At 70.5% G+C, this 23,969-nt stretch carries 17 protein-coding genes; 4 read left to right on the forward strand and 13 right to left on the reverse strand.

The window, feature by feature from the left end; all coding sequences use genetic code 11:
• Positions 1 to 16: 16 nt before the first annotated feature.
• A complete protein-coding gene (locus tag WME79_RS16475; RefSeq protein WP_437536434.1) occupies positions 17 to 4,504 on the reverse strand; it encodes a sigma 54-interacting transcriptional regulator in 4,488 nt (1,495 codons plus the stop codon).
• A gap of 41 nt (positions 4,505 to 4,545) precedes the next feature.
• Complete coding sequence (locus WME79_RS16480; protein WP_437536436.1) at positions 4,546 to 5,313, reverse strand: DUF3105 domain-containing protein; 768 nt, start codon at positions 5,311 to 5,313, stop codon at positions 4,546 to 4,548.
• Between the two features lie 77 nt (positions 5,314 to 5,390).
• Between WME79_RS16480 and WME79_RS16485 the strand changes: the two genes are divergently transcribed.
• Positions 5,391 to 6,287 carry a diguanylate cyclase gene (locus tag WME79_RS16485; RefSeq protein ID WP_437536439.1) on the forward strand — a complete coding sequence of 299 codons (897 nt, stop codon included), beginning with the start codon at positions 5,391 to 5,393 and terminating at the stop codon, positions 6,285 to 6,287.
• Between the two features lie 16 nt (positions 6,288 to 6,303).
• Here WME79_RS16485 and WME79_RS16490 read toward each other — a convergent pair whose 3' ends face one another.
• From WME79_RS16490 to WME79_RS16530, 9 genes are all read right to left on the reverse strand, one after another.
• The gene (locus WME79_RS16490) at positions 6,304 to 7,452 is read right to left on the reverse strand and encodes a hypothetical protein (RefSeq protein WP_437536442.1); all 1,149 of its coding nucleotides are present in this window, start codon (positions 7,450 to 7,452) and stop codon (positions 6,304 to 6,306) included.
• Positions 7,453 to 7,511: 59 nt separating this feature from the next.
• Positions 7,512 to 7,766 carry a hypothetical protein gene (locus tag WME79_RS16495; protein WP_437281815.1) on the reverse strand — a complete coding sequence of 85 codons (255 nt, stop codon included), beginning with the start codon at positions 7,764 to 7,766 and terminating at the stop codon, positions 7,512 to 7,514.
• Positions 7,767 to 7,874: 108 nt separating this feature from the next.
• Entirely contained in the window at positions 7,875 to 9,323 is a 1,449-nt protein-coding gene (locus tag WME79_RS16500; protein ID WP_437536445.1) for a cytochrome c3 family protein, read from the reverse strand.
• Positions 9,324 to 9,334: 11 nt separating this feature from the next.
• Entirely contained in the window at positions 9,335 to 10,996 is a 1,662-nt protein-coding gene (locus WME79_RS16505; RefSeq protein ID WP_437536448.1) for a hypothetical protein, read from the reverse strand.
• Between the two features lie 242 nt (positions 10,997 to 11,238).
• Positions 11,239 to 12,000 carry a HEAT repeat domain-containing protein gene (locus WME79_RS16510; RefSeq protein ID WP_437536451.1) on the reverse strand — a complete coding sequence of 254 codons (762 nt, stop codon included), beginning with the start codon at positions 11,998 to 12,000 and terminating at the stop codon, positions 11,239 to 11,241.
• A 289-nt stretch (positions 12,001 to 12,289) separates the two neighbouring features.
• A complete protein-coding gene (locus WME79_RS16515; RefSeq protein ID WP_437536454.1) occupies positions 12,290 to 13,102 on the reverse strand; it encodes a hypothetical protein in 813 nt (270 codons plus the stop codon).
• 139 nt (positions 13,103 to 13,241) lie between these two features.
• The gene (locus WME79_RS16520; RefSeq protein WP_437536456.1) at positions 13,242 to 14,150 is read right to left on the reverse strand and encodes an outer membrane beta-barrel domain-containing protein; all 909 of its coding nucleotides are present in this window, start codon (positions 14,148 to 14,150) and stop codon (positions 13,242 to 13,244) included.
• Between the two features lie 440 nt (positions 14,151 to 14,590).
• Positions 14,591 to 15,955, reverse strand: a complete 1,365-nt coding sequence (gene ftsY, locus WME79_RS16525; RefSeq protein ID WP_437536459.1) for a signal recognition particle-docking protein FtsY — start codon at positions 15,953 to 15,955, stop codon at positions 14,591 to 14,593.
• 146 nt (positions 15,956 to 16,101) lie between these two features.
• On the reverse strand, positions 16,102 to 17,880 hold the full coding sequence (locus WME79_RS16530) for a carboxypeptidase regulatory-like domain-containing protein (protein WP_437536462.1): 1,779 nt from the start codon (positions 17,878 to 17,880) through the stop codon (positions 16,102 to 16,104).
• A 480-nt stretch (positions 17,881 to 18,360) separates the two neighbouring features.
• On the opposite strand from WME79_RS16530, the gene WME79_RS16535 reads away from it, so the two are divergent.
• Positions 18,361 to 19,152 carry a HEAT repeat domain-containing protein gene (locus tag WME79_RS16535; protein WP_437536465.1) on the forward strand — a complete coding sequence of 264 codons (792 nt, stop codon included), beginning with the start codon at positions 18,361 to 18,363 and terminating at the stop codon, positions 19,150 to 19,152.
• A 76-nt stretch (positions 19,153 to 19,228) separates the two neighbouring features.
• A complete protein-coding gene (locus WME79_RS16540) occupies positions 19,229 to 20,098 on the forward strand; it encodes a HAMP domain-containing protein (RefSeq protein ID WP_437536468.1) in 870 nt (289 codons plus the stop codon).
• Positions 20,099 to 20,183: 85 nt separating this feature from the next.
• Here the strand turns inward: WME79_RS16540 and WME79_RS16545 are convergent, their stop codons facing one another.
• A complete protein-coding gene (locus tag WME79_RS16545) occupies positions 20,184 to 20,507 on the reverse strand; it encodes a YraN family protein (protein ID WP_437536471.1) in 324 nt (107 codons plus the stop codon).
• Positions 20,508 to 20,748: 241 nt separating this feature from the next.
• Positions 20,749 to 21,600, reverse strand: a complete 852-nt coding sequence (locus WME79_RS16550; protein WP_437536473.1) for a hypothetical protein — start codon at positions 21,598 to 21,600, stop codon at positions 20,749 to 20,751.
• 655 nt (positions 21,601 to 22,255) lie between these two features.
• On the opposite strand from WME79_RS16550, the gene WME79_RS16555 reads away from it, so the two are divergent.
• Complete coding sequence (locus WME79_RS16555; RefSeq protein WP_437536476.1) at positions 22,256 to 23,917, forward strand: tetratricopeptide repeat protein; 1,662 nt, start codon at positions 22,256 to 22,258, stop codon at positions 23,915 to 23,917.
• The last annotated feature ends 52 nt before the right edge of the window (positions 23,918 to 23,969 follow it).

Genomic DNA, 23,969 nt, shown 5'->3' on the forward strand with positions numbered 1-23,969 from the left:
CCCGCTCGGGCCCTCGTCACGCCTCGATCGCGAGCCGCTTGATCATCTTCTGAAGGCCGAACCTGGACAGGCCCAGCAGCTTGGCGGCCTGCGTCTGGTTCCCGCGCGTGCGCTCGAGCGCGTCGCGCACGAGCTCCGTCTCCAGCGCGTCGATCCTCGCGCGGACGTTGAGGCCGAGATCGCGGGGCGTCGCGCTGCCGCCGTGCGCGATCTCCGGGGAGAGGTGCTCCCGATCGATGGTCCCGTCGCAGAGGACGATCGCCCGCCGGACCTCGTTCTCCAGCTGGCGCACATTGCCCGGCCACGTGTAGGCCGAGAGCCGATCCATCGCCCCGCGCGTGACCCGGACCGGGCCGCGGCTGTGCTTCTCGATGAAGCGCTGGACGATGAGCGGGACGTCCGTCGCGCGCTCGCGCAGCGGCGGCACCCGGATCGTGATGATGTTGAGCCTGTAGAGCAGATCCTCCCGGAATGTGCGGGCCCGGACGAGCGCCTCCAGATCCCGGTGGGTCGCGGCGATCACGCGCACGTCGACCTTGCGCGCCCGCTCCGAGCCGATGGGCCTCACGAGGCCGTCCTCGATGACCCGCAGCAGCTTCGTCTGCATCGCGAGGCTCATCTCGCCGATCTCGTCGAGGAACAGCGTACCCCGATCGGCCACCTCGAAGAGCCCGGCGCGCGGGCGATCCGCGCCCGTGAACGCGCCGCGCACGTGCCCGAAGAGCGCCGACTCGAGGAGCCCTTCGGGGATCGCGCCGCAGTTCTCGCTCACGAACGCGTGCGCCGCGCGCGGGCCGTTGTGGTGGATGGCCCGCGCCACGAGCTCCTTGCCGCTGCCGGACTCGCCGCAGACGAGCACCGGCACCTCGGAGGCGGTCACCCGATCGACGAGGCGCAGCATCGCGCGCAGAGGCTCGCTCTCGCCGATGATGGCGTCGTACCGGTAGCGCGTGTCGCGGCCGCCGCGCGCCCTGGCGAGCTCGATCGCCGCGGCGTCGAGCTCCGCCTCGCGCCGCGCCAGCTCCTCGGCGAGGCGCGACGAGGCGCGCTCCGCGCGGCGCGCGGCGCGGCGCAGCTCGACCTGCGCGCGCGCGTCGGAGATCGCCAGCGCCGCGACCGACGCGATGGCGCGCGCCCACCGCAGCTCCTGCGCGCCGAACGCGCCGCGGCGCACGCGGTCGTCGAGGTAGACGACGCCGAGCGCCTCGCCGCGCGCCACGAGCGGGACGGCCAGTACGCTCCGCAGCTTCAGCGCGTGCACGCTGTGGTGCACGCTCGGCAGCTCCCCCGCCGCGTCGACCGCGACCACCGGCTCGCGCGCCTCCAGGGCGCGGCGCGCGAGCGTCTCTGACAGCGCGAGCTGCTCCGCGCCGAGGCGCGAGCGCGCCAGGTTGCGCGCGGCCCGCGGGACCAGGCGCCCGTTCGGGGCGCGCAGGAGCAGGAGCCCCCGCTCGACCCCCGTCCAGAGCACGAGCGCGTCGACGACCCGGTCGAGCAGCGGCGCGAGCCGCTCGCGCTCGCCGAGCGCGCCGACGAGGGTCTCCAGATCACGCGCCTGCTCGGGACGAAGCCCGCTCTCGGGCAGCGCCCGCGCGCGGACGACCCACGGGAGCGACCGGACCGCGCCGGAGAGCGCTGACGCCCCTGGCGAGGCCGCGGAGGCGCCCGCAGAGCCTGCGCCCGCGTTGCGCCCGCAGAGCTCGCGCGCGGCGTCGGCGAGCGCCGCGAGCACCCGGTGCGCGACGTCCGTCTGCCCGGCCCTGACGGCCAGCGCGTGCGCCGCGGCCAGCGCCGGGCCGCGCGCCGCGATCGGGGCGCGGGCGCCCGCGAGCGCGGCGATCGCGGCGAGGACGCGGTCGCTGCGGCCGCGCCACGCCGAGGCGCCCGCCGGGCCGCGCGGCGTGTCGTCCGCGGCGAGCGCGGCGCCGACCTCGTCCGCGGCGAGCGCGGTCGCGGCGCGCGCTCCCCACCAGTCGAGCCGCGAGGCCGCCGCGGGCTCCGGGCCGTTCGCGAGCTCGTCGAGCTCCTCGACGCGGGCTCCATCGAGCTCGCCCGCGCCGTGGCGCAGGAGCCGCGCTGCCGCCCGGAGCGTGTCGTCCGTTGAGCCGCCGGCGAGGAGCGACGCTGCGCGCGCTGCCGCAGCGCGCGGGTCGACGTGCGATCCGACGTCCGCGCTCGCGACGCCGTCTCCTCGCGCGGCGACCACATCGGCGATGGCCCAGAGCGCGTAGGCCTCCGCCTTCGCGTCGCCCGCGTCGCGGGCCCGCGCGATGGCGTCCTCGGCGGTCCGGCAGGTCTCGTGCACCAGGCCCGCGGTGGCGTAGGCAGCGGCGCAGGCGAGCAGCGCCCGGGCGCCCTGCGCCGGCCGGCCGAGGTGCTCCCAGAGCAGCGCCGCGCGGGTCGAGGTCGCGATCGCGCCGTCGAGATCGCCGAGATCCACCGCCGCCGCCGCCTCGCCGGTCCGGTAGGTCGCCTCCTCGACGACCGCGCCGGCGCGGACAGCGTAATCCACCGCGGCGCTGAACGACGCGTGTGCGCGCTCCGGATCGCTCGCGTGCCACGCGTAGCCGCGCACGGCGGCCATCCGCGCCAGCTCCTCGACGGAGCTCGCGAGCGCCTCGCCGCGCGCCACCTCCGACAGCGCGCGCGCGGTGTCGCCGCGCAGCACGGCGAGCAGCGCGCGCACCTCGCAGAGCGGCGCCGTCACCGCTTCCCCGGCGACCGCGTCGGCCGCCTCCAGCGCCCCGGCGTCGATCGCGACGCGCGCGAGCACCGCGCGCGCGCGCCCCTCCGGGTCCGCGCCGGCGTCGATCGCGGCGCGCGCGCGCTCCTCCGCGAGGGCGCGATCGCCGGCGCGCCGCAGCACCTCCGCCGCGAGCGCCGCGGCCTCCGTCGCGCCTCGAACGCACGAGCGCAGCATCAGGCTGCGCGCGCGCCCGGCGTCGCCGTGCAGCCGGAGCGCGTTGGCCGCCGCGACGACCAGGCTTGCGGGCGCGTCGTCGCGCTGCTCGATCGCCTCGAGCGCGAGCGGATCCGGCGGCACCCGCGCGATCGAGAGCGCCAGCTCCGCCGCCTCCGCAGCGCCGATGGCTGGCGCTTCGGCGGCGCCCCCGGCCGCTCCGCGGTCCTTCGGCGCCGCGCTCGCCCGCCTCCGCGCGCCGCTCCCCGGGATCCCCAGCACGGCCGCCTCGACGTCCGCGAACGTCCAGGCGCGCGGCGGGACCTGCCGCGCGAGCGCGACGAGCGCGTCCGCGAGCGCCCTCTCCGTCGCCGACGCGAGCGGCCCCATCGGCCACGCCGCCGCGCTCGTCCCCGCGAGCGCGGTGAGCCACCGCGCGACGCGGTCCGGCCCGAGCCGCCCCAGCCACGCCGCGTCGCTCTGCGCCGGACCCACGCGCGCCGCGCCGTCGCCCGCGCCGAGCGGCGCGCCGGAGAGCGCGCGCACCCGCTCGACCACCGCGAACGCGTCCGCGAGCCAAGGGGCGACGTCGTCGCGCACCCCGATCGCCGCCTCGAGCTCGTGTCGCCGCAGGCGCAGGTAGGCGGCGCGCACGCGGCGCGCGTCGCGGTCCTGTCGATCGCGCTCTGCGCCGGGCGCCCCCGTGTCGCGGCCGGCGTGCCCGGCGGGAGACGCGGCGAACGGGCCCCGCGCGCGCTGCGCGCCGGCGAGCGAGGCGCGGGCCGACTCGGTGACCCACGCGGGCGACGGGCGCGCCGCGGGGGAGGGTGAGAGGAGCGCCCGGCAGATTGCGTCGAGCGGCGGCCCGGCCGCGCTCTCCACGGCCACCGCGGCCCGCGCCGCTCCGATGGGATCGTCCGCGTCCGCCACGCCGGGAAAGGCGATCTCGGCGAGCAGCGTCCCCAGCGCGAGCAGATCCCTCGCCCGCGCGTCTCCGAGCTCTGCGTCCCCGCGCGCGATGTACCGCAGCGTCGCCCCATCCACGGACGTCTCGTGGATCGAGCAGGCGAGCCCCAGGTCGATCACCGCGATCCGCTCCTCCGGCGTCAGGATCAGGTTCTCTGGCTTGAGGTCTCCGTGCGCCAGGCCGATGCCGTGCAGGTCGGCGAGGGCCTCGCTCGCGTCGCGCGCAGCGGCGAGCGCGAGCGCCGCGCGTTCGCCAGGGGGCAGCCCGCGCAGGGCGTCGGCGACGGCTCGCCCTTCGATCCAGCGCATCGCAACGAACGCGCGCCCCTCCTCGCCAGGGGCGCCCTCGACGCGCGCCACGCCAGATGGCGCCGCGAGCCAGCCGACGTCGACGAGCTCCGGCAGCCGCGGCGAGAGCGCCAGCGCCGCGTGCAGCGCCTCGCGGCCGAGCGCCCGCCGCGCGGAGGCGCGCTGCGCCGCGGATGCTCCGCGCTCGCGCGTCTCGATCTTGAGCGCCACCACGCCGCCGCGCTCCCGATCGACGGCCCTCCAGACCTCGGCTGACCCGCCGGACCCCGCGACGTCCAGCAACCGGAAGCGCTCTGCCAACCGAGGTGTCACGGTCGACGGCTCGCTCATCCCCAGAATGCTCCCGGGCGAGGAGCCACCTGTCAACCCGGTTACGGCTCCGGTGCAGCGCCCCCCGCCGCGCCTGCCCCGCCTCCGCCGCCGCCGCTGCCTGACCCCTCGCCGCAGATCGGCGCGCCGCCGTCTGGCAGATCGATATCGACGGCCCCCGCGTCGCTGCACGTGTCTTCCGGGCCCTTGCCGTAGTGGTCCGCCACGAAGCGCGCGAGCGACGCTTTGTCGAGGCACGTCGCGGTGTACGTCGCGCCCCAGGCCGCGGCCGCGACCGGGGTGTCCAGCGCGCTGTCGGGCGTCATCACGAGGCGCGCCTCCGGCCCTCCGGGCGCCATGAGGCACTTCGGATCGGAGGCTGCCTCGGCCCGCACCTCGTCGAGCACCGCCTCCACCTCTGCGCAGCCGGACGAGGCGCACCGGTACGCGAGGACGATCGCGCCGTGCTCGAGGTTGTGGACGTACATCTCGCGCGGGACCTCGGACTCGAAGCGCTTGTACTCGGCCCACACGCCCCAATGATCTCCGCCGCTCGGCGGGTTGGTCGCGTACTGGACAGGCGCGCACGTGGCCACGTGTTGCGCCGACGTGACGGGGATCCCCGTCGTGACGACGACCTTGCACTCGGTCTCGCCCGGGAGCGGCGGAGCATCCGGAAAGCTGGTGACGATCTCGGGTTGTTGCGGCGCGGGCGCGGCGTCGCCCTCGTCGATCGGGGGCGAGCTCGTGCCACACCCGCTCAGAGGAGAGGCGAGCCCGGCGACCATCGTGGCAGCGACACACATCTGCGCGAAACCGCAGTGTTTCATGGTCGAAGCCTACCATGTCCGACGCGCGACGCGCGTTGCTCCGGCACGTCGGCTCTGGTGTACTTGGGTCCCCTAGCGTGGCGAAGCAAGAGAACGATCATCGGCAGACGCTCGTCACCTGCACCGCGATCGCCCCGCCGGTGCTGCCGGTGGCGCCTGGCACCGCGTGCCTGGTGGTGATCTACGGCACCGAGCTCGGGCGCCGCATCGCGCTAGGGACCGGGGCGATCGAGTGTGGGCGCGCGATACAGACCGATATCCCGCTCGACGATGACGCGGTGAGCCGGCGTCATGCGCGCATCTCCTGGACGGGGATGACCTACGTTGTCCGCGATCTCGGCTCGACCAATGGCACCTACGTGAACGACGTCTCCGTCGATGAGCGCGCCCTCAAGGACGGCGACCAGGTGAAGATCGGTCGGACGATCTTCAAGTTCATCCAGGGTGGGAACGTCGAGCTCTCGTATCACGAGGAGATCTACCGGCTGATGACCTTCGACGGTCTGACGCAGGTCCACAACAAGCGCTCCTTCGAGGTCGCGCTGGAGCGCGAGGTATCGCGGGCTTGCCGCTACCATCGCCACCTCGCGCTCATCATGTTCGACATCGATCACTTCAAGAACATCAACGACACCCGCGGGCACCTCACGGGGGACGCCGTGCTCCGCCAGATGGCCGCGCTCGCCGCTGCGAACGTCCGCCGCGACGACGTCCTCGCGCGCGTCGGAGGGGAGGAGTTCGCGCTGCTCGTGCCGGAGATCGCCCTCGACAGCGCCCGACTGGTCGCCGAGAAGCTGCGCGCGCTCGTGGAGCGCACGCCGTTCCGCTTCGAGGACGGCGAGGTCGCTGTCACCGCGAGCTTCGGGGTCGCCGGCGTCACGCCGGACGCGCCGGTCTCGCCGATGGAGCTCTACCGCCGCGCCGACGAGCGGCTCTACCATGCAAAGAAGGCCGGGCGGAATCGCGTGATGTGACGGCGCGTAAGCGCCGTCAGGGCGACGCAGCCGGGGCGGAGCAGTCTCGCGGCGCGGCGCCGTTGAGGATCCACGCGGACAGGATGTCCATGCCGTCCACGTACGGCGTTGTGTACTGATCGTCCGGATTCTGGGGGTGGAACCAGAATATGGGGTTTGAAGGCGGGGGCGGCATCGGCATCCCCACCACGAACGCCGCCTGCAGCCGCTCGGTCTCCTGGCGGAGCTTCTCCGCCGCATCGGCGGGCAAGGAGGGGTCGAGCGCGCTCTGCCCGATGAGGATCTTGTAGAGCAGGTAGCTGTTCCCCGGGTTTCCCGGGTCGATGAGCGGCATGGCCCTGCCGAAGCGCTCCGGGGATGCCTCCCCCACGTGCGCCTTCTCGCCCATCTGGGTCTGGTGCGCGGTGCGCCCGATCGCGGTCTCGAACAGCGGATCGAGCTGGTTGAACGCCGTGCCCAGGTTCAGGTCCAGCCCTGCGGCGGCGCTCTCGCCGTTGTGGCACCCGAAGCAGCCGTAGAAGAGGTAGTACGCGGCGCCCCTGACGCAGGCGACGCACGTCGGATCTGTGGGCGCGTCGCCCTGGCAAGCTGCCGTGGCCGTGACGCACTCGAGGTCTCGCTGGCAGAAGAAGTCGCCGCTCGGCGGGCGCTCCGGCATCGCCTGAGGCGGGTTCGTCGCCGCGACGGTGAACTCGATGCGCGCGTTGCTGCCGAGGGGCGCGCCATCGAACGCGCGGATGCCGGACGGCGCAGCCTCGTCCGCCGGCTTGAAGACCGTCAGCGCATACCGGGTCCCTGGAACGAGACCCGGCATGCCCTCGATCTGGCGGAAGATCACCTCCCGCTGGACAGGGTTGTACGTGGGCGCGAGGGCGAGCGGATTGACGCAGTCCGCGTAGGTCTGGACCGTAGCCAGATCGCCCGAGACACACACAGATTCGGCGCCAACCGTGGCGCTCACCGAGCTAGGCAGTAGGTAGCGATCGAACTTCAGCACGAAGCTCGCGGTCGACAGGACCTCGGTCGTCCCGGTGGGATCGAGCGCGGTGCGGACGGGCTGGTAGTTCTGGTCGAGGCTGGTCGTGGCTCGCGCCTCGATCAGCTGGACAGGAGGGGCGTCGATCGGCTGGAGCGTGGCCTCCCCCACGTCGCAGCCGGCCGTCACGAGGGCCGCCTGCAGGCAGAGGGGGAGGGGGGCGAGGCGTGTCGCGCGAGCTAGCGTGCTCAGCTCTCCGAGTAGAGCGAGAGCTGCTCGCGGACGACCTTTTCGTTCACCCCGGACTGGATGTGCTCCTTGAGACAGTCGGCCAGCGTGATCAGCATGTCGTCGACCCCTTTCTCCTCGATGAGCTTCGACAAAAGTTGGCGTGCCTCCCGTCCGTCGTCTTCGCGGAGGAAGCCCCGCACTTGCTCCAGCGTGATTTCCCCCTGGAAATCGAGATAGAGGTTGTCGATCAGGTACTTGATCAGCTCCTTCACGCCCGTTCTCCTTGGCGTTCGCGGCGATCGTTAGGGAAGCCGCGCGCACTTCGCTATACCCGTCGCCGGAAGGCCAGGGCAAGGAATATACTGACGGATTTTGACTTTTCATTGGCACCGCTGCACGAACCTGTCGCTCGACTGATGGCACACCAGGCACGGACGCGGGTTCCGGGAGAACGCCGTCTTGCACTTGCTCTCGAACCCGAGCGGGTGCGGGTTCAGCCCTTGCCCGCCTGACGCCCCGCGCGTCGCGTGGCAGGTCGCGCAGTCCCGCTCGGTGTGGCAGGAAACGCACGCATTCAGGTTTCGCTCTGCTTCCCAGGCATGGTGCTTCGCGCTCCTCGGCGCCGTGGTCCACTCCGCCGGCGGGGGATGGAAGCGGCGCCCCGCGGGCCGCGCTGCGCTCGGCGCCTCGCGCGCCACGCCCGTCCGCCGGTGACAGTCCGCACAGAACGTCTGCTCCTGATGGCAGCTCACGCAGCGAGGATTGTCCTGCCGGGCCGCTTGCGGGTGCATCGAGAGGAAGTCGTTCGGGTGGACGTTGCGCGGACGGATCTTCCCGTCGTGGCAGTCGGTGCAGTAGTTCGCGCTGTGGCATGACCCGCAGAAGGCGCTATCGTTCGCGGCGATCTGCCTGTGCCGCTCGAGCCAGTCGGGCGTGTGCCCCGCGCTGTGCAGCCACGAGGGTGGCAGCAGATCGCCCGTGGCGAACGCCGTCACGAGCCGCCCGTCGGGGCGCGTCAGGTGGCAGACGTCGCAGTCGCTCTTCGCTTCGCCCTGGGCCGCACCGCTCATGTTGTGGCACGTGAAGCAGCCGGCCATGCGCGGCAGCTGATCACGGGTAGCGAGCTCGATCCGGTCGACGCGGCCGTGGCACTGGCTGCACTTGATGTTCCGGCTCACGTGCTTCGCGTGAGGGAAGCGGAGGTTGGCGTGAGGCAGCACGAGCGGCGCCACCTTTCCGTCGCTGCCAGCGTTCTCCCCGATATGGCAGTACACACACTGCCCGTTCTCGTTCGTCCCCGCCTTCACCTGGGTGAGGTCGGAGTGATCGACATCATGACAGTTGTCGCAAGTCTCGCTCGGCTTCGGCAGCAGCCGGTCCGTCACCGCGCCGCTCGTGTAGGCCGCGCCGTGGCACGACTTGCACGTCTGCTTGAGCCCCTTGACGTGCTTCTTGTGGTTGAAGCGGATCGTCAGCGTCTGCGGGGGGTAGATCTCGTCGCTCGGGACCGGGGTCGCGCTCGTCCCGGGCGGCATCCACGCCAGCGGCACCTCCGCGTCGGCGGGCATCGGGTGGAGGCCCGACGTGTACCCGCCGGGCGGCGCCTTCGCGGGCGCCTCTCCCTCGGCGTCGCCTTCCTCCGCGTCGTCATCTGCCCCTTCGGCGCTGTCGTCGCCTGCTGCCGCCGGGGGCTTCGGCTGGGCAGCCGCCTCGGGCCCTACGATCGCGAGCGCCAGCGCGCCCAGGCATGCGACGATCGCGACCCACCCAGGGACGAACCTCGCCTCGTCACGCCGAGCGCGGCGGCGGCCGTCCTGTCTTGCGTCCATGCGATCCTCGCTCACGGCGCCACCCGCAGGTTCACGAGGCCGACGACCCGGAAGCGCTGGCCTACCAGCCGGTTCATGTCGTGCTCCCACTCGAGCTTGAAATCTGCGACCTCGCCAGGCCGATACCCGGCCCCGAGGACATATCCGAACGACGTCGCGCCCCGGTCCGGCCTGAGCGGATCCTCCCAGTTGTACAGCGACATCCGCGCTCCGAGCGCGTAGCGCTGCCCGCTCAGCCGCTTCTCTCCCGAGAGATCGGCCCCCGTCCGCCGCCCGCGCTCCCCCGTCTGCAGCATCCCGCGCAGCTCGACCGACGTCGTGCGCGTGCGGTAACGGCCCGCGAGGTTCGCCAGCACATCCGTCGAGATCGTCGCGGCGCGGTTCTTCTCGTCGCGCGCGTAGTCGCGGAGATCACCGTCATTCGGATCGAGCGACGTCGTGCCGACGCAGCCTGGTTGCCCCACCGCCTCGCACTGGCCAGCGCCGAACTCCTCCGGGTTGCCTTCGGCGATCCACATCCGCGTGCCGCCCCAGGCCGCGACATCGATCTCGCGGGTGATGTCCACCGCCGCCCGTCCGGTGATCGTGGTGATGGGATCGTGGGTGAACCAGTTCCAGATCGAGTCAGCGTCGAACGTCGGAACGAAGTAGTCGACGTCCGCCCCCAGCGTGACGCGGCTCCCGGCGTAGACCTCCAGGCCGCCGTAAAACGAGCCGACGAGCTGGTTGTAGAGGTCGTAGGTCACTCCGCCCTTGAGGCCACCGAGATCCGGCTTGTTGATGTTGGCGGCGTACCCGAGCCGCTCCTGCGAGATGCGCGACCCATCGGACGTCCGGACGCCTCCGCCCGGATCCGGGAACTGCTGGGTGACCGAGGTCCCCAGGTTGTAAACGCGGCGGTAGGTGAGGCGACCGTGGACGAAGCTAGGACCGGCGCTCTCGAGCGCGACGCCGAACGCTGGCGCCAGATCGGCCTCCTGATACGACGGGAAATCGGCTGCACTCCCGGGCTGAGTCCGGTCGTCGCCGAATCCCCGGTGGCTGCCGCGCCAGATCCCCTGCTGCTCGAAGCGCGATGTGGAGAGCGGCAGGCCGCCGCGCTGCTCGAGCCCGCCGTACGCCTCGAGTTGAACGTAGTAGGGCGTCGTCACCCGGAGGAGCGCGCCGTCGAACGACCACCACCCGAGCACGTCGCTCACGTACTGGCGGCCGACCCGGAAGCCGAGCCACCCGCTGGCGACGTTCCGCCCTTCGACGTACGCGTACATCAGATCGAGGGGCGCCTCGCGCAGCCCTGGGATGTAGCGCGAGCCGCCATCGATGCTGTAGTCGGTCTCGCCGCCCCGCTGCGCGCCGTCGAGGTGGCCATTCATCCCGAAGTCCGCGTCGAGCCGGAGCCGCACGGTCGCCGAGTAGTCGGCCTCGCCTGGGGCGGAGTCTCCCTGGAGGTTGTAGACGGCGAGCCCCAGCGTCTGAAGGAGCCGCCGCCGCTCGATGTTCGTGTCGCCCCAGGGGCTCGCGACCTCGTAGGCCTGGACGCCGGTCGTCGACTCGACCTCGAAGTCAGCTGCGGCCGCGCTGCGCGCGACGAGCGCGCAAGGCAGCAGGCACGCCGCGGCGAGCGCGCGTGACAGGGGGAGGCGACGGAGGGGGACGCGACGGGCGCTCCCCACGAGCGTGCCTGGGCGCGCGTCGCTGGAGTGCCGCGGACGACGTCGTGACGGAAGCTCCGCCATCCATGAGCGGTGCTCAATCACGGACTGCGCTCGCTTTCGTCTTGTGCGGGCCGGTCTGCGCGGCTTCGCTCTCAGCTGCCGCCGAGGGCTGAACAAGCATGGCGTGGAGTTTCGTCCACGCGCGGTGATGCTGTCAACCTGATCGCAGGACGAACGGACTTGTCACGATGCGCGCCGGGTCAGCTGTATCCAGCGCCCTTCCGGAGCTTGCCGTCCGAGCCCACGCTGAAGCCGTTCGAGTCCTGGAGCGCCTGGCTCGCGCCGCTCCGCAACTCGGCCGGCACCGTCCAGCCCCGGGTCATCAGCCCCTCGGCGACCTTGTTCTTCACCCGGACCGACTCCTCGGTCGCGAGCATCTTCACCAGCGCTGGCACGCTCGCCTCATCGCCCTGGGAAAAGATGGTCTGCACGGCGTGGAAACGGACCGTCTCGTTGACGTCGTCGAGGAACCGCTCGACCGCCACCCGCACGTCGTCGCCCTTGATGTCGCCCAGCGCCATGATGAGCTGCTGCTTCGGCTCGACGTTGCGCGCGTACTCCGTGTCGAAGCGGTCGAGCAGCTGGACGAGCTCGGTCCGGTACTCGGCGTCGTCGAGCAGCGCCCGCAGGATCTTGAGCGGCCAGGTGAGCGCCTCGGCCTTGATGCAGAACTCGACCACGGCCGGCACCGCGTCCTTGCCCGCATCGACGATCCCCCGGAAAGCCAGGTCCTTCTCCTCTTGATCCGTGATGGAGGGGTCGATCGAGAACGTGAAGCGCCTGAGGAGCGCCGCAGCCGCATCCGCGCTCTTCATCCCGGCGAGCGACTGGATGGCGTCAAGGCGGTCGTACGTCTGAGCACGCTTGTCCGCGACGACCTTCGCAGGCCCGGCCACCTTCTTGTCGGAGGGGACGCCCCCGGCAGGGGGATTGCTTTTGCGGAGAAAATCGAAAATACCCAACGCTGACCTCTGGTGGCTGTCCCCGCCGCCCGGTCCAGCTACCCGGCGATCGTCGCCGGATCTGACCGCCGCAAGCCGAGCCATGGCGGGGCACTTCTTCGTGCGCTACGGGCCCATCCGCGTCGTTCGGCTCGTTGAGGCGTACTCTCGTACGCCTCACTCGCCTGCCTAGCGGCTGAGCCCGTATCACACGAACCTGCACCCCGCTAGAGTGGCTCTCGCAGAGGGTGCTTCCCGCCCGAGCTACCCCGGGCGGACCGGCTCGGTCACCGCGAGCCGGCGCAGCCGCCTACTCCGTCGTCTTGATGCCGGTGGGGAACTGAATACTCAGGCTCACGGTGACCATGCTCGTGAAGTGGAATTCGCGGTCCTTGTCGTCCACCTTGCGGTCAGGGAACGCTTCGTCCGTTCCGAGCCCGTGGTTGTCGAAGCCCGAAGTATTCCATGCGAACGGCAGGGCGCGCCACTCCGCGCCGAAGCCGATGAAGTCCGACGGGTAGAAGTTCCAGCCGAGGCCGAACGTCGGCGCGAAGGCCATGCGGCTCTCGAGCCCGAAGGTCTCCGCGCAGGCGTTCTGGTTGGTCGTGCCGCACTCCTTGCGCTCCTTCACACCGATCGCCGCGGCTCCAGCGAAGAAGCTCACGTCGGTGTCAACGAAGAGCTCGGCGAACAGCGCCAGCTTTCCGCGGAAGGGAACGACCGTGACCTGTGGCGCTGCGACCCACTGGATCTGTCCGAGCTGATCCTTCGTCAGGTCGCCCTTGGTCAGGTTGACCCTGGTCAGCTGGCACGCCTTCGTGAACGGCTGGGTGTCGCAGTTACGCCCGTCGATCGCGACGCGCTGGAGCTCGTCCGTCAACCCGGTGTTGTACTGAAACCCGTACCCGCCCCAGGCGCCGAAGCCGAGCCAGTCCGTGAAGTGGTAGGTGAGCCGCAGGCCCGGCATGATCGTCCGCCGGTACTCGTCCAGCAGCGTGAACGATGCGCCTGGAGCCACCTCGAACCGCCCGTCACGGTGGAGCCGGAGCTTCCGCACGGCCGGCGCGCCGGCCAGAGGACCCGTGAGCTGGATCTCCTGCGCCTCCGCGGGCGCAGCCGTCATCAGAAGTGCACAGCCGGTAAGCCCTGCAACCACGGTGCAGAGGCTTTGGACGAATCGACGCATCATGCCTGTCCCCGTCTTTGGCTGAATCATCCTATGTCTCGCGCTCGGCGTCTGCGCGTCCCCACGTCCAAAGTCTTCACTTCGGGAGCCGGTATTCCCAGGAGAACGGCAGGAAGACCGACAATCCGACCTGCGCCTGTACGTTGTTGGTGAAGCTCTTCCCCTCGGCGAGCCAGGTGCTCTTGTCCTGAGGGTTCGCCGCGACGCTGGGGTTCTCGAGCTCGTCGAAGAAGATGTAGTCGCTGACCTCGAACATCGCCGCAAACCAGCGGTTGAAGAAGATGCGGAGGCCACCGCCGACGTGGAAGGAGAGCTTCGGCTTCCAGTCGAAGGTGCGGTTGTCCGGATCGACGACGGCCATGGGCCTCGTCGAGATCGCGCCGACACCTCCCAGCACGAAGAAGTCGTAGTGGAAGATGAAGTCGCTGAACCCGGCGAACTTGCCGTACGCGGGGACGTACGTGAAGTTCGCATTCGCGTTCCACTGATACTCGGTGATCGGCTCGCCGATACGCGCCGCCCTGCTCGTCTGGAAGTTGAAGTCCGACGGCGTGTTGAGGGCACCGTACCAGTTGCCGTTGACCCCGATCGCGAGGACGTTGGTGAGGTACCAGTTGACCGCGAGCCCCGGCCCGTTGTGGCCGACGAACTGATCGTTCATCGTCAGCCCGAAGTACGGGTTCACCTCGAAGCGGTGGTAGCGCAGCGCGTAGATCTGCTGCACCGCGTAGGTCTCATTCTTGAGATCCTTCGCGGCTTCCTTCTCCAAATTGATCGTGGGACACGCCGTCGGGTCGATCGCACAGATGTCCCCAAGCCCCGTCGTCTCGCCGCCCTCGGTTGGGGCCGCGGGCGCCTCCACCGGCTCCGTGCCCTCGGCAGGAGTCTCTGGCTCGTCGAGGTTGATTTCCTTGGGTTGCTCTTTTGGCTGAGCCAACGCCGTAAGCGGCACCGCGACCAGCGCAGCCGCAACGAGAAGCCCCACGCGAGCCTGGTTCATCGCCATCCCTTCCAAAGTCCGTGCGATGCGAGCGATCGATCGCCCAGGTAGTACAGCTTCCTAACTACTCGAATTCATTAAATAATTCGGTCAACCGCCAAGCCCGACGGACTATATCACGCCGAAAATAAAAGGATCAACAACCAAATCCTTTTGCCATGGACGACCGGCGCGTTCGCTGAGGGCACGCGACCGTGTGGACTCGCGCCGAGCAGCAGATTCGCTGCACAATCACCGCAGGCTCGGATCTCCGGTGTGCTTGGGCCGGGGGCGCCGCGATGGCGGCGCCTGACGGGTTCAGCGGCGGAGGCGCGGCGTGCTGAGACATCGGAGCCATCGCCCGTTGGTTGGACCGGTGTCGAGCCGCGCGATTGGGTGGTGAGGAGAGATCGAGCGCCGCCGGCGCTCACGCCGCGGAGCGCGCGTCAGGCGGCCGCGTCTTCGGAGCCGCTGGCGCGGCCGAGCATCGCCTCGACGAACTCGTCGGGCTCGAACTCGCGGAGGTCTTCCGCGCGCTCGCCGATGCCGACGTACCGGACGGGCAGCCCATGCTCGGCGCAGATGCCGAGGATGACGCCTCCCTTGGCGGTGCCGTCGAGCTTCGTCAGCACGATGCCGGTGATGGGCAGCGCCTCCTTGAAGAGCGCGGCCTGCTGCATGGCGTTCTGGCCGTTCGTTGCGTCGAGCACGAGCAGCGTCTCGTGAGGCGCACCCTCGAGCGCCTTGTTCATGGTGCGCGCGACCCGGGACAGCTCCTCCATGAGGTTCGTCTTCGTGTGCAGCCTGCCGGCGGTGTCGGCGAGGACCACGTCGGCGCCGGTGTCCTTCGCCTTCTGGATCGCGTCGAAGATCACCGCGCCGGGGTTCGCGCCGTCCTTGCCGCGCACGACCTCGCAGCCGACGCGCTTGCCCCAGACGTTGAGCTGCTGCACCGCCGCCGCCCGGAACGTGTCGCCCGCGGCGAGCACCACCGTCCGGCCCTCGGCCTTGAGCTGCGTCGCGAGCTTGCCGATCGTGGTCGTCTTGCCCACGCCGTTCACGCCGACCACCATCACCACGGTGGGCTGCGCCTTCAGCGGCAGCCCGCCGCCGGCGCCGACGCGCAGGATGCGCTTCGCGTGCTCGCGCAGCGCGTCCCAGACCTTGTCGGTGTCGGCGAGCTCGTTCCTGCTGAGCGCCGAGCGGATCTCGTCGAGGAGGAGCTCTGTCGTCTTCACGCCGACGTCCGAGGTGAGCAGCACCTCTTCGATCTGCTCGACGACGTTGGGATCGATCTCCTTCTTGCCGGCGAACAGCGCCTTGAGCCGGCCGAAGAACCCCTCGCTCTCCCGCACCTTCGTGAGGCCTTTGCGGAGCCCCTCGATGTCTCGCTTGCGCGCGGCCGGCGGCGCGGTCTCCCGCGCTGGCCGGGCGGCCGGCTTGACGGCCGGCGCCTCGATCGCGGGCGCGATGGGCGCCTCCGCGACCGCGGGCTCGTGCGCCGCCGGCTCGATGGCGTGCGGCGGCGCGACGGGCCCTTCGACAGGGGCGGGCGCCGCCGCGGGCGGCTCCTCCTGCGGCGCGGGCTCCTTCGCCTTCGCTGGAGGAGCTTCCTCCGCCGGAGGCTTCTTCGGGGCACGCGGCTTCTCGGTCGGCTTGTCCGCCGGCTTCTCGGAGGGCTGCTTCGCCTTCTCCTGGAGCTTCTTCGGTTCGGGGGGCGCTGCGATCTCCGGTGGCGGCGCCTTCTTCGTGACGAAGTAGACGATCGCCGCCACCACGACGAGGCCGACGATAATTAGGGCGATTTCCACGTTGGCGTTCTCCGGCGAGGGAGCCGACTATATGGGACGCACCCCATACGTCAACGTGCGGTCGCGCGGGGACGTGATCCGGCCAGCGAAACGCCAGATCGGCGCGGCGTCGGGGCCGGCGCTGCGCGGGCCCCCGTGCGCCTGGCTCACGGGGCCAGCGGCGAGGCGCCCGGCTTGGGCTCCGCCGCACCGAGGTCCTGCTCGATCCGCTCGTCGACGGGATCGGGACCGAAGGCGGCGTGCTCGATCCGGCTCGCCCAGAGCTCGACCTCGCGCTGCTGAACCCTGCTCGCCACGCGGCGCACGTGCCCGGGCGTCGGCTCCGGCGGCCCCTCGAAGGGCGCTCCCTGGCGCCGCGCCCAGCGGACGAGGCGATCGAGGACGGCGCGGCGCCGCGTGACCAGCGCGATGCCCAGCTTGCTCGGCGACGGGAGCGCCTGCTCATGGCTGCTGTGCATCGGCGCGCGGACCACGAGCCTCGCGTCGCTCCGGTACGGCGCCTCGATCGAGAACTCGCCGACGTCGTCGGTCTGCGCGCGGGCGATGACGCCGCTGCCGTCGAACGCGGGCACGACGATCACGAGCTCGGCGCGCGCGATGGGCGTGCCGTCATGCGCGTCGGCGACGGCGCCACGCCAGCCGGTCGAGCCCTCGAGGGGTCCCATGACGCGCACGCCGGCGCGGCCGGGCGGCGCGACGGGGCGCTCGTCGCCCGCGCGCGTTGTTGCAGCGCGCTTCGGCGCCCGCCGCCAGCCGCCGAGCACCCAGCCCGCGATGGCGAGGACGGCGGCGCCGAGCGCGATCTGTCGCCACGCCCCGGGGCCCGCGACGGGCACGTCGATCGCGAGCTCCGCGCCGGGGATCCACCACGGAGAGGCGGGCACGTAGCGGAGCGCGATCGGGACCGTCCCCTCTCGCTCGGCGGTGAACGCGGCGATCACTCGCGCCTTGCCGCCGGTCACGGTGGCCGCCCCGACGGGCTCGCCCGCGCGCAGCGCCTCGACCACGCCGCCCTCGACCGGGCCACGGGACGAGCGCACCTCGACGTCGATCGGCACGCCATCCTCCGCGCGCGCCGGCTCGACAGGATGCGACAGATCGAGCGTGACCTGCGCGTACCGGACGACGCCCTGGCTGACGCTCGCCTTCGCGAGCGTGGCGGTTCCATCGAAGCGCGCGCGCAGCACGCCCTGGCCAGCGCCGTCGAGGCGCTCGGTCGGGAGCTCGAAGCGCGCGCGGCCGTCGCCGCCGGTCGGAGCCTCCGCGAGCCGCGCGCCGCGCTCGTCCTCGAGCACGATCGGGAGCCGTTCGCGCTCGAACGGCGCGCCGACCCCGGAGCCGCGCGCGCCGCTGCGATCGAGCCGGAGCGCCACGGTGACGTTCACCGTCGGGCGATCCAGATCGACCGCGTCGACCGGCGGATCGAACCGGAGGATCACCGGCGCGAGCGGGGCCGCGTGCGCCTCGATCGGGATCTTCGCCTCGGCCGCGTCGTAGAGCTTTCCCCCTGCGAACCGGATGCGCAGCGTCGCGTCCGCGAGCGGCGCGCGCCCGCGGAGGCAGAAGCCGCCGCGCTCGTCTGTCGCGATCACGTAGCCGCCTTGCGAGGGGCGGGGCTCGCGGGCGCGCGCCGCGTCGTCGGCCGCGCACGCATCCACCGCCGGCAGGACCGCAGGGGCACCGGCGCTCGTGAGGGCATCGATGGAGAGCGGCGCCTCCGCGATCGCGCTCCGCGCGTCGTCGACGACGCTTCCGCGCACGACGAACCCATCGGGCTCGGTCCACGCGACCGCCTCGATCTGCGCGCTTCCTCGCACATGGATGCGGAGCGGCGCACCTTGCGTCTGCGCGTGCGCCGCGGGCGCCGCCGCGAGCGCCGTGGCCGCGAGGAGCGCCCACGGCAGGCATCGTCTCAGTCCGCGCATCTTCCGAAGGCCTCCGGCGAGCTCCTCGTCATGGTCGCGCATTATCCGTCACGCGGACACGGCACGGGCAAGGGGAAGCCGATCCGCGGCAGCGCCGCTTGCTCGGTCGCCCGGCGCCTGCGGCGCGAGCAAGCGAGCAAGCGGCGAGTGCGGACGTAAGCGGACGTGAGCGGACGTGCACGGGAGCTCGCGGCAGCGCGTCGGCTCGATGGCGGTAGCGGGTGGGTAGATAAGCGGATGGTGAAGCCGTGTTCGCCGTGAGCCCAACATGTTTCATGCGTTGAAGCGCCGCGGGCAGGCCGCGTCAAACCGTCCAGTCTGGTCGCAGCGAGGAGCGAGCGAATGCAAGGCAAAAGTGCGAGCGTGTGCGCACCAAATTTCGGGTGTAGACCTGCTGATCCGATCGCCACCGCGGCGATGCGCTCGTGTATCGTCGGACGTGGAATGCGTCGGCCCTTTTCAGTGCTCGTGTTGCTGGTTGTGACGCTTGTACTCTCGCTGATACCCACGAGTCTCTACGCGGATCAGCGCACGAGCTACCTCGCCGACCAGCTCAGGACCAACGAGGACTATCGCGTCCGCACGCAGGCGGCGCTCGCGCTCGGCGCGTCGGGAGACGACGCCGCCACGAGGCCGCTCTGCGATGCGCTTACGGACAGCAACGCGTCCGTCAAGGTCGCGGCGGCCGCGGCGCTCGGCAAGCTCGGCAAGCCCGCGGGGCTCGCGTGCCTGGAGCGCGCTGAGGGCCGCGAGCAGACGCCGGCCGTCAAGTCGCAGATGCAGAAGTCGATCGCGGCGCTGTCCGCCGGCGGCGGGGGCGGGGGCGCCTCGGTGGCGCCGCCGCCTCCGGGCGCGGACACGAAGTACTACGTGGCCATCGAGATCACGAACAAGAGCGGCCGCCCCGAGTCCGAGATCGAGCCGCTCGTGCGCGCCGCGATACAGTCGAAGATCCTCGCGAAGGCCGGCTACGCGGTCGCCCCCAAGGGCGAGACGGTGGCGCAAGGCAAGAAGATTCTGAACGGCAAGAAGCTGAAGGGCTTCTATCTCCTCGCCACGGTCGAGCCCGCCGTGTACCAGGGCGGCAACCTCACCCAGGTGGTCCGCGTCAGCATGTGGACCTATCCGTCCAAGTCGCTCCAGGGTGAGTTCGCGCCGAAGCTCACGCAGAGCGGCACCCCGAAGAAAGACGTCCAGAGCGAGAACATCCTGATGAAGATGTGCGTCGAGAACGCGGTCGAGACCTTCCACAAGGTCGTCGCCTCGCTGTGACGCACCTTCGCTGCTCGATATTGGCTTTTCCTGTGCCTCACGACCCTTGTCATCTCCAGCCAGCTTCGAGGATCCCATGAGCGACGCTTCCAGCACGGCCCCGCAGACCTCCGCGCCGGAGGTCAGAGCGCGCTACCAGCGGAGCGCGCGGAACTACCTGATCGACCAGAACTTCCAGCTGAAATACACGGGGTTCCTCGTGGGGATCAGCCTTGCGCTCTCGGTGGCGCTCGGGATCCTCCTCTGGAACGCGAGCTCGAAGATCATCGAGCAGAGCCGCAGCGCCGTGCAGCAGGGACAAGAGACCGTCCGTCAGGGTCAGGAGACCGTGAAGCGCGGCCAGGAGGTGCTCGTCCAGAGCCGTCGGGTCAGCGAGGTCGTCGCGATGAACATCGCGAAGGAGTACAAGGACGACCCCGAGCTCGCGAAGACGTTTGGCGAGGCGGCGCAGCGCGACGAGAGCAAGCTCAAGGACGAGCAGTCGCGGCTCGAGCGCGACGCGGCCACGCTGCAGCAGCGGGCAGAGGCGCTCGAGCGGCAGGCCGCCGACGTCGCCAACAACCAGCAGATGCTGCTCCGCCTCATCGTCGCGCTGCTGTCGTTGCTCGTCCTCGGCGTCGGCATCGCGGGCATCGTCTTCACGCACAAGATCGCCGGGCCGATCTTCAAGATGAAGCGGCTGCTCCGTCAGGTCGGCGAGGGCAAGCTGGTCGTGCGCGAGAAGCTCCGGAAGGGCGACGAGCTCCAGCACTTCTTCGAGGCGTTCGAGAAGATGGTCGAGGACCTGAGGGCGCGCCAGCAGGGCAAGATCGCCAAGATGGATGCGATCCTCGAGAAGCTCGAGGCGGGGGCGCGCGCCGAGAAGGGGACGATGGAGATCGATCCCGAGGGCCTCTCCCAGCTGAAGCGACTCCGCAGCGAGATGCAGGAGCAGCTCGACGCGTGATCGATTCCGCGCGCGGTCGATCGACGCACGCGCCGTCCAAATCCAGCCCGAAATCAAGCCAAAAATAGGAGGATATCAGGCCGCGCTAAAATGCGGCCTTGATGATCTCGACGGTCGCTTCTCCGCTCGGGAGGAACGTCACGGACGCGGCATCGAAGCGCATCCGCTCCACGCCGCGCACGCGCGAGAACGTGGCACGCCAGAGCCGCTCGCCCGCTCGCCGCACGCGGCCGCGCTTGCTCGCGTCGATGCTGTCAAGGGCGCGGACGTACGAGCCGGCGCCGCGCGTCCGCACCTCGATGATCATGATGACGGGGCCGTCGCGCGCGACCACGTCGATCTCCAGCCGCCCGACCCGCACGTTGCGCGCGACGATCTCCACGCCCTGCGCGGCGAGGTGAGCGACCACCGCGTCCTCCGCGCGCGCACCGAGCGCTCGCCGCGCGTCGGCCGTCGGAGCGCCAGCGGGCCCGATCGCCGGCCGGCTCGTCGCCGGAGACGCCGATGCGCTGTGCGTCGCGGCGCGCCGGGGCGGCCGGCCGTCGTGTGAGCCCGAATCGTCGCTGGGAGGGAGGGAGAGGGAGGTGCCGGCCAGATCGGCCGTCGGCGGGCGAGGGCTTCGCGAACCGCGACGGCCGGTCACCCGACGCCTAGAAGCCTTCGCACTGGTCCGAGTTGGCGCGGCCCTGCACGTCGCCGCAGGCCCCCTCGTTCTCGAACTGCGTGTTCTGCTTGATGCAGTACTTGCCGGTGATGTTCGGGTCCCCGAGGCCGACGTTCGGCCGGATCTCCGAGCAGGTGAAGCCCTGCGGGCACTCGCAGAAGTTGAAGTTCGGGTCGTCCGGCTCGCCATCCGCCACGCCGCACCGGCACGAGCAGTACACCGCCTGCTGCGCGTTCCGGTTCGAGTTGGAGGCGCACTGGCCGCACACGGGCGACGCGACCTGGTCGTCGGTCCCCGGCACGCAGCAGGCCTTGCCCTCGTTCTCTGCCGCCGACTTGGTCGGGTCCTGGCAGCCGGTGAAGCCGTCACGGCAGAGGTAGAGCTTGCAGACGCCCTCCTCGCACTTCCAGCCGCTCCCGGGGCAGTCGGCGTCGGCGCCGCAGCGACAGAAGGCGCCCGCGGCGTCGCACATGCCGCTGAGGCACTGGCTGTTGCCGCCGTCCGGCCTCGTCGGATCGCAGTCGGGCGCGTACGTCCCCGACTGGGCGCAGTCACTGCATCCGGCCTGCCCGGGTGCACACGTCGCAGGCGCCTCCTGGCCGAGCGGGCAGCTCACGCGCCCCTGGAAGTGGTTCACCAGGCAGATCCGCGTCTGGCACTGGAAGGACCGCGATTCGATGTTCTCTTCCGTCACCTTGAAGCCAGCGAACTGCGAATCGTACTCGTCTTCAGGCAGACACGGGTCGCCGACGCCGCCGCTCTCGCACGCGGAGGGCAGGCTCGCCATTGCGACGACGCTGAGCAGGCCGAGCAGGCCGGACAGAATGGAACGGGTCATCAGAACGTGCTCCTTCGGCGGCGGTGCGCGCCACCGCATTCGGCAGCGGCGCGCGGACGGGAGGCAAGAAAACGCTCAAGTCGAGGTGCTCAAAGGCACAACGTCAGCGGTTGGACCCTAGACGAAGCGCGCCTTGAGCGTCAACAGCCGGATGGGGCGCGCCCGTCCACGTCGCCGAGGTGGCGGGCGCCGCCGGTGCGATGCGTTCGACCCTGCGCGCGCTGGTCCCTTGGCGGCAGACGGTAAGGCTGCCGCCTGGGCGGCGGCGATGCGGCGGCGGCGCGACGAACGCGTTTAAGGAAGCGACAGCGCCTCCGTTCGATAATTCCACCCTCGACTCCTACGCAGTGCGCAACCCCAAGGTCGACCCCGCGCCCGGTGTCTCAGGACGGGAATGCAAGAGGGGGCCCCTCGCCCGGCATCGCTTGACAAGCTGCGCGCCACAATCCTACCATCCCCGGCCACACGCAAGTATCCGTTGATTCTCATTGAACTTTTTGGTTCCTGACCGAGCTGCCTCGGGGGTCTACGGCGCGCGTTCTCCGTGTGTGGAGCCGCGAACGGGGCGAAGGGGCCACGATCTTTACGTCGCCGAAAGCGAGGAACGACGATGCGGAACCGGGTGGCGAGTATCTGCCTTGTAGCTTCTGCCCTGTTGCTATCCCCCGCCGTGGGGCATGCGCAGCCCGGCAAAGGTAAGCCCGTCGCGGCTGAAAAGGCGGACGCCAAGGGCGAGAAGAAGCCCAGCAAAGAGGTCAGCGCCGACGAGGATGCGGGCCCCGTGACCGCGGGCCAGATGACGGAGGAGGCGGCGCAGGGCAAGCGGCTCTTCGACAGCGAGCGGTGGAGCGACGCCGCGCGGCAGCTGAAGCGCGTCGTCGACGGCGACACCGGCGATGACGATGGCAACAAGCAGATCGCCCAGTACCACCTCGCGATCGCGCTCTACCGCCTGCAGTTCTACCAGGCGAGCTATGCGATCTTCTCGCAGATCGCCGACAAGCCGAACCACCTCAAGTTCAACGAGACGCTGCTCTGGCTGTCCAAGCTCGCGACGCAGCTCCCGGAGCCGGCGGACATCATCGAGCGCGTCGGCAAGTACAAGACCGAGCAGATCGCGCGGTTCAACAACCCCCAGCAGCGCGACCTCTACTGGCAGCTCAACTACCTGCTCGGCCGCTACAAGTACCGGAACCGGAACTACGAGGAGGCCATCAGCCTCTTCGCCAAGGTCGACCCGAACAGCAAGTACTACGTCCAGGCGCAGTTCTTCAGCGGCATCTCGTACGTGCAGCTGCGCAAATCGGTGCCGGCGGTCAAGTCGTTCCAGCGCATCGTTCAGGCGATCGACGAGGGCGTCGAGGGCCTCGAGGACGAGGCGCGCATGCGCGACCTCGCGTTCCTCTCGATGGCGCGCACCTACTACTCGGCGTCCGTTCGCCTCGACGACAACAACGTTCCGACGATCGACGCCGCGAAGCTCTCGGCCGCCGTCAAGTACTGGAACCGCGTCGATGTCGCGAGCGAGTACTGGCTGGACAGCCTCTTCGAGCAGTCCTGGGCGTACTTCATGGCCGGGCTGTACCCGCAGGCGCTCGGCAACATCCACACGATCGAGTCGCCCTACTTCCCGAACTCGTTCTATCCCGAGGCCGACATCCTGAAGGCCGTCGTCTCGTTCACGATCTGCCAGTACGGCGACGCGACCACGATCGTCGCGAAGATGAAGAAGAAGTACGAGCCGATCAAGAAGGACCTCGAGTCGATCCTGTCGCGATACCAGGGGGAGGGGAACGAGGAGCGCTTCTTCCAGTTCTTGAAGGACGTGGGCGCCGGCAAGGGCGACATCCCGCCGAGGGTCCGGCCGATCGTCGAGAACGCGCTCTCCGACCGCCAGCTCCGCCGCAACATGGAGTACGTGCGCATCCTCGATGAGGAGGCGGATCGGTTCAAGAAGGCGCCCGCCAACTTCCGCAACTCCCCGGTCGGCAGCGATGTGACCGACGCGCTCGAGTTCGCGAGGAGCCTCGCGATCCGGAACGCCGGCACGCTCGGCCGGGAGCGCTACCAGCGCAACCTTGACGAGCTCAACGAGCACCTCCGCGACTCGTCGAAGATCCTCATCGACATCACCGCGGCCGAAAGGAACAAGCTGGATCAGCAGGTCGTCAGCGGCCAGCTGTCGAAGGAGGACGCGCTCACGTACGGCGTTGTCAAGCCCGACGACGAGCACGTGCTCTGGCCGTTCGACGGCGAGTACTGGCGCGACGAGCTCGGCTTCTACCGGCAGGTCGTGACGTCGAAGTGCAGCAAGTGAGCGATTTCATCATGGTTGGCCCCGCGGCCGGCGGTCGCGGGGCAGGCAGCGC

Source organism: Sorangium sp. So ce726 (genome assembly GCF_051521405.1).
Classification (GTDB): Bacteria; Myxococcota_A; Polyangia; order Polyangiales; family Polyangiaceae; genus Sorangium.